Below are 6594 nucleotides of genomic sequence, written 5' to 3'. Positions count from 1 at the left end.
CTTTGGAGGCCCTGAGCGGCAGCACGTCGAGGTACTGGCCAAAGGAGACCACCACATTCACGGCCTGCTCGTTGTGCTGAAGCAGTTGGCAGGCTGTTGTTTCGGGGGCGGGCGTTTCAAGGTAGATGTCCACCAGGCCGGGGGGCGGGGCGGCGGTGACCACGGCGGCCGTCAGGTCGATGTCGGCGATGGTGTGGGGGTTGGCGGGCAACAGGATCTCCCGTCCGGAGGCGTGGCGGATGGCCCAGATCTCCTGCCCGGGCAGATCCAGGATGTCGCGGATGACCCCCAGGTCCGGGTGCGGGGTGTCCGGGGCCAGCACCCGGCAGCCGATGAGCTGATGGCGGTAGACTTCGTCTGCGGCCAGGGCGGGCAACTCCTGGGCGGGCACGGACAGGAGGCAGCCGCGCAGGGCCTCGGCGGCGTCCCGGTCGGGAACGTCCGTAAAGGCCACCAGGAGCCGGTCGGCATGGACGCGCAGGGCGGCCACGGTGCGGCGTGCGGGTTTTCCGTGTCGCCCCTCGGGCGGCGACAGGCGCAGGCTGCGGCCTTTGCGGAAAACGGACGGGGAGTCGGCGAACGATCTGACGACGAGCTCCCCCCTGATGCCGTGGGGCCGCAGGATTTCACCCACGACCACGTATGTGTCCGGTTTCGTGTTCATGGTTGAGGCCGGGCCGTCTGGGCCGCCCACGTCCTTTTATTCGAGAATTTCCAGGACGGAGCGTTTTTTGGCCTTGGTGGAGGCCGCGCCGAGGATGGTGCGCATGGCCCGGGCCGTGCGGCCCTGTTTCCCGATGACCTTGCCCAGATCCTCTTTGGCCACCTTGAGTTCGATGACCGAGGTCTGTTCGCCTTCGACCTCGGCGACCTGCACCTGGTCGGGGTTGTCGACCAGCGACTTGGCCACGTATTCGATCAAGTCCTTGAGCATAGATGCCTCCCGCGTATACTGACCACATGCCGAGGCATGGAACCGGCCGATCCTTCCGGACGTGCCCGGATGGCGCAGGCCGTCTCCCCGTTCCTGCCTCGCGGGTTCCTGCAACTCCCTCAAAAAAAGCGGCGCAGCCCGCCGCGAGAACGGCTAGCTTCCGGCTTTTTTCAGCAGGGCCTTGACCGTGTCCGAGGGCTTGGCCCCACGATCGGTCCAGTGCTTGACCTTCTCCAGGTCCACTTTGAGTTCGGCCGGGTCAACCATGGGATTGTAGTACCCCAGGTATTCCAGGGCGCGGCCGTCGCGGCGGGTGGCGCTGTCCAGGGCGACGATGCGGTAGAACGGACGTTTCTTGGACCCCATGCGGGTCAGACGGATTTTCATGGCCATGGTGCGATTCCCCTTTTTTGGCAATCAGGTTGCGTTGTCGTTATGGATGCGGCGGGAGCGCCCGCCATTCCCGCGCGGGCGGGATTACCGTTTTTTCCGTTTCTGCTTTTTGCGTTTGGAGGCGCTGGTGGACTTGCCCGGGGTCCGCGCGAAACGCGGATCCTGGGACTGGGCCTCGTCGCCCCCGACTCCCGGCATGCCGCCGGGAAGTCCGGGCATGCCGCCGGGCATCCGGGGCATCTTGGGCATCTTGCCCGGGGAGGGCATCTTGCCGCCTCCGCCCATCATGCGCTTCATCATCTTTTGCATCTGGGCGAAATTTTTTAAAAGCTGCGTCACGTCCAAAACCGTGGTCCCCGAGCCCTTGGCGATGCGTTCGCGGCGGCTGGGATTTATGATTTTGGGGTTTTCCCGCTCCTTTTTGGTCATGGAGCCGAGGATGGCCTCCACCCGGGCCATTTCCTTTTCGGGCACCTGCACTTCGCCAAGCTTCTGGCGCACCTGGGACATGCCGGGGATGAGCTTGAGGATGCCTTCCAGGGAGCCGAGCTTGCGCACGCGGCGCATCTGGGTGCGGAAATCCTCCAGGTTGAATTCGGCCTTGCGGAGTTTTTTCTCCATGGCCGCAGCTTCATCGGCATTGATGTCGGTCTGGGCCTTCTCGATGAGGGTGAGGATGTCGCCCATGCCCAGGATGCGCGAGGCGGCCCGGTCGGGGTGGAAGATCTCCAGGTCCGAGAGCTTCTCGCCCATGCCCACGAATTTGATGGGCTTGCCGGTGACGCCCTTGATGGACAGGGCCGCGCCGCCGCGCGCGTCGCCGTCCATCTTGGTGAGCACGATGCCGGTGATGTCCAGGCGGTCGTTGAAACTCCCCGCCACGGTGACCGCGTCCTGGCCGGTCATGGAGTCGGCCACGAACAGGATCTCGGCCGGGGAGGCCTTGGCCTTGATGGACGCCAGCTCCTCCATGAGGGCCTCGTCCACATGCAGGCGTCCGGCGGTGTCGAAGATGACCACATCGAAGCCGTTTTTCTCAGCCTCGGCCAGGGCCGCCAGGCAGATGTCCACGGGGGTCTGGCCGGTCTGGGACGGGTGGACGGCCACGTCGATCTGGGCCCCGAGTTTGGTGAGCTGCTCGATGGCCGCCGGGCGGTAGACGTCGGCCGGGACCAGATAGGGCTTTTTCTTGAGCTCGCGGCGCAGGCGCAGGGCCAGCTTGGCCGAGGTGGTGGTCTTGCCCGAGCCCTGCAGGCCGACCATCATGATGGCCGTGGGCCGGGCCTTGAGATCGAGCTCGGCGGCCTGTCCGCCCAAAAGCTCGATGAGCTCGTCGTGGACGATCTTGACCACCTGCTGGCCCGGGGTGAGGCTTTTCAGGACGTCCTGGCCCATGGCCCGTTCGCGGACGCGCTCCACGAAGTCCTTGACCACCTTGAAGTTGACGTCGGCCTCAAGGAGCGCCAGACGCACCTCGCGCAGGGCGTCCTGGACGTTTTCCTCGGTCAGGCGGGCGTGGCCCCGGATTTTTTTGAAAACCCCTTCCAGGCGGTCTGTCAGGCTGTCGAACATGTGGCTCCCGCGTGCGGCGTTCGGCACGGCAAAATGGCACGACGAAAAGGAAAGCCTTTCCACTTATCCATGTGGAGGCAATCCGTCAAGAGGCACGCCGCAGGGCGCACCGCGACATTCGGCGGAGGCGGCGGCCTGCGCGGCGGGTGTTTCCAGGGCGTCCGGCCGTCTGGCCCGCACCGGGCAACGTCGTCCGACGGCGTCTCACGCCGCCGGGGGCGGCGTCAGAAGGCGCTTCGGGCCTTGGCCAAGCCCTCCTCGGCCCGCAGGATGATCGCCTCGTCCACGCAAAAGGCCAGCCGGAAATAGCCCGGCAGGCCGAAGCCCCGGCCCGGGACGGCCAGCACCCGGTGCTCGGCGAGCTTGGACACGAAGGCCACCTCGTCGGGGATGGGGGATTTGGGGAAGAAATAAAACGCCCCCCGGGGCATGAAAAATTCGTAGCCGGTTCGGGACAGCACCCCGGCCATGGCGTCGCGCCGCCTGGCGTAGATCGAGGTGTCCACCTGGGCGTCGAGGGCCCCCAGCACCACGGCCTGGCCGATGGCCGGGGCGTTGACGAAGCCCATGATCCGGTTGGCGAAGACAAGGCCGCCCACCAGCTTCTCCCGCTGCGGCATGTCCGGGGACACGGCCACGAAGCCCACCCGTTCCCCGGCCAGGGACAGGTTTTTGGAAAAGGAGCTGACCACCAGGGAATAGGGATAGGCGGGCAGGACCGGGGGGACGGCGTGGCCGTCGAAGGTCAGGAAACGGTAGGGCTCGTCGGCCACCAGAAAGATGGGGCGTTCCCGGCCCTTGGACAGCTCGGTCAGGGCGGCGGCCAGGGCGGCGATGTCTTGGGCCGGATAGATCTGGCCGGTGGGGTTGTTGGGGGAGTTTATGAGCACGACCCGGGTCTTGTCCGTGACGGCGGCGGCGATGGCCGCCACGTCCAGGCCGAAATCCCCGGCCCGGGAGGGCACGGGCGTGAGCACCCCGCCGGAATTGGACACGTAAAAGCCGTATTCCACGAAATAGGGCGACGGGCAGATGACCTCGTCGCCGGGTTCGAGCACGGCCCGGAAAAAGATGTTGAGCCCGCCCGCCGCGCCGCAGGTGACCACCAGGTCGCCGGGGGAGACCGGCGTTTCCTGCTGGCGGCTGACGTATCCGGCCAGGGCCGCGCGTACGGCGGGATAGCCGGGGTTGGGCATGTAGCCGAAGGCGAAGGGCCGGTCGGCGGCGGCCGCGATCTCGGCCAGCCGTTTGCCCACGGCGGCCGGAGGCGGCAGATCGGGGTTTCCCAGGGAGAAATCGCAGACCGCGTCCTCCCCGTATTTTTTCTTCAACTCAAGGCCCAGTTCGAAGATCGTCCGAATCCAGGCCCCGCCCGCCAGAAAGCCTTCCATCTCCCGAGTTAACAACCGCACAGCCCGCTCCTTTTTGTTGCGAAAATGCATCCCGTTTGCGTTCTTCCCGCCACATATCACCAATCCGGCCCGCATGAAAGGCCCGAAAGGAAATCCAAATGTCCGGAAAATGGGCCTGTATTGAGTCCAACATCCTGTTTTTATACGGTTTTCAAAATACATTTTTCCGTCTCGCCACGGGCGGACAAATAGGCTATGGTCTTACGCCTTCGGTGAAAGGCGCTTTCCCTCACCCCACGTCAACCCCCATGGACTTCATGATTCCTCTGAGCAAACCGGAAATCCTGGCCCCGGCCGGCGACCCGTCCTCGTTTCTGGCCGCGTTGGCCGCTGGCGCCGACGCCGTCTACTGCGGACTCAAGCATTTTTCCGCGCGCATGTTGGCGCGCAACTTTTCCGTCGGCGAACTGGGCCGGTTGGCCGACCTGGCCCGGCAGAAGGGGCGGCGCACCTATGTCGCCGTCAATGTCCTGGTCAAGCCCGACGAGATCGACAAGGCCGGACGCATGATCAAACGCCTTGTCGACCAGGTGTCCCCCGAGGGGCTTATCCTCCAGGATCCGGGCATGGCCGCCATCGCCCGGCAGGCCGGGTATGCGGGCGAACTGCACCTGTCCACTCTGGCCAACATGAGCCAGCCGTCGGGTATGGCCACGGCCGCCGCCCTGGGCTTTACCCGCGTGGTTGTGCCGCGCGAACTGTCCGTGGACGAGATCCGGGCCATGGCCGACGCCGCTTGTCCCGGCCAGACCATCGAGGTCTTCGTACACGGGGCGCTGTGCCACAACGTGTCAGGGCGCTGCTGGTGGAGCAGCTTTTTCGGCGGCAAAAGCGGGCTTCGCGGCCGTTGCGTGCAGCCGTGCCGCCGCATGTACGAGCACCGGGGGCAGCAGGGCCGCCTGTTCTCCTGTCTGGACTTGAGCCTGGACGTCCTGGCCAAGACCCTGCTCAGCATCCCGAGCCTTGCGGCCTGGAAGATCGAGGGCCGCAAAAAAGGCCCGCACTACGTGTTCCATACCGTGGCCGCCTATAAACTGTTGCGCGACGAGCCCGACGATCCGGCCTCCAAAAAGGCCGCCCTGGACTATCTGGAGCAGGCCCTGGGCCGCCCGGGCACCAACTACGGCTTTTTGCCCCAGCGCCCCAAAAATCCCGTGGACCACAGCGGCCGCACGGGCTCCGGGCTGGCCGCCGGGAAGCTCTCGCGCAGCGAACAGGGCGGCGGGTTTCATCTTTCGGCCCGCATCCCGCTTCTGGCCGGGGATTTGCTGCGGGTGGGGTTCGAGGACGAGGTCGGGCATCAGGTCATTCGCATCAGCCGCTCCGTGCCCAAGGGCGGCCGCTATTCCCTGCGCTTCGAGCCCGGGCAGCGTCCTGAATCCGGGTCGCCGGTGTTCCTCATCGACCGCCGGGCCCCGGCCCTGGCCCGCATCCTGGAGAATATGGAGGCCGAACTTGCGGTCATCCCCGAGCGCGAGGCCGCGCCCGCCGAGGTGGCCATCAAGCTTCCCAAGCCCTACCGCCCGGCCCGGCGGGTCGCGCCTGCCGCCGTGAGCGTGTGGCGGCATCCGGACCTGTCCAAGGAAAAGGGCGTGTTCGGGGTGTGGGTTTCCCTGTCCCGGGCCCACAATCTGCCGCTTGGCCGGGCCAAGTCCGTGTGGTGGTGGCTGCCGCCGGTGATCTGGCCCAACGAGGAGAGCGAATTCGCCGGGCTGGTGGAGCTTCTGCTGTCGCGCGGGGCCGAACGCTTCGTTTTGAACGCCCCATGGCAGCGCGGGCTTTTCCCCGCTACGTCCAAGGCCGTGCTGTGGGCCGGGCCGTTTTGCAACATCGCCAACCCCATGGCCCTGGCCGCCCTCAAATCCCTGGGCTTTTCCGGGGCCGTCATCTCGCCCGAGCTGTCCGGGGCGGACGTCCTGGCCCTGCCGGGCCAAAGCCCCCTGCCGCTTGGGCTGGTGGTGGACGGGGCCTGGCCGCTGGGCATCTCCCGGACCATCTCCCCGGAGATTCGAACCTGCATGCCGCTTGCCAGTCCCAAGGGCGAGGTGTGCTGGGCCGTACGCTACGACCAGAACTATTTCATCTATCCCAACTGGCGCGTGGATCTGTACGACCACCGCGACGAGCTGATCCGGGCCGGGTTCGAGCTGTTCGTGTCGCTTCGCGAACCGCTGCCCCGGGAGGTGCCCGCCCGGGAGCGGCAGGGACTGTTCAACTGGGACGCGGGGCTGTTGTAGAGAAGGCGCCACGGGGGGGAACTTTTTTGAAAAAAAGTTTCCCCCC

6 protein-coding genes are annotated in these 6594 nt (G+C 66.1%); 1 reads left to right on the top strand and 5 read right to left on the bottom strand.

What is annotated here, in order from left to right; translation table 11 throughout:
* The 5 genes from rimM to V3572_RS03475 form a co-directional block, all read right to left on the bottom strand.
* On the bottom strand, nucleotides 1-664 hold a 664-nt coding region (rimM, locus tag V3572_RS03495; protein ID WP_332109584.1), incomplete at its 3' end, for a ribosome maturation factor RimM.
* A gap of 36 nt (nucleotides 665-700) precedes the next feature.
* Nucleotides 701-934 carry a KH domain-containing protein gene (locus V3572_RS03490; protein WP_163302725.1) on the bottom strand — a complete coding sequence of 78 codons (234 nt, stop codon included), beginning with the start codon at nucleotides 932-934 and terminating at the stop codon, nucleotides 701-703.
* Between the two features lie 153 nt (nucleotides 935-1087).
* The gene (rpsP, locus tag V3572_RS03485; RefSeq protein WP_332109583.1) at nucleotides 1088-1327 is read right to left on the bottom strand and encodes a 30S ribosomal protein S16; all 240 of its coding nucleotides are present in this window, start codon (nucleotides 1325-1327) and stop codon (nucleotides 1088-1090) included.
* Between the two features lie 84 nt (nucleotides 1328-1411).
* A complete protein-coding gene (gene ffh / locus V3572_RS03480; RefSeq protein WP_332109582.1) occupies nucleotides 1412-2899 on the bottom strand; it encodes a signal recognition particle protein in 1488 nt (495 codons plus the stop codon).
* Nucleotides 2900-3123: 224 nt separating this feature from the next.
* Nucleotides 3124-4311, bottom strand: coding sequence for a pyridoxal phosphate-dependent aminotransferase (locus V3572_RS03475; RefSeq protein WP_332109581.1), 1188 nt, complete (start codon nucleotides 4309-4311; stop codon nucleotides 3124-3126).
* Between the two features lie 257 nt (nucleotides 4312-4568).
* On the opposite strand from V3572_RS03475, the gene V3572_RS03470 reads away from it, so the two are divergent.
* A complete protein-coding gene (locus V3572_RS03470; RefSeq protein ID WP_332109580.1) occupies nucleotides 4569-6548 on the top strand; it encodes a peptidase U32 family protein in 1980 nt (659 codons plus the stop codon).
* Nucleotides 6549-6594: the final 46 nt, after the last annotated feature.

The sequence above is a fragment of the Desulfolutivibrio sp. genome, assembly GCF_036584575.1.
GTDB lineage: Bacteria > Desulfobacterota > Desulfovibrionia > Desulfovibrionales > Desulfovibrionaceae > Desulfolutivibrio.
The sequence above is the reverse complement of the archived record's forward strand: the minus strand, read 5'-3'. Positions and strand labels throughout refer to the sequence as shown.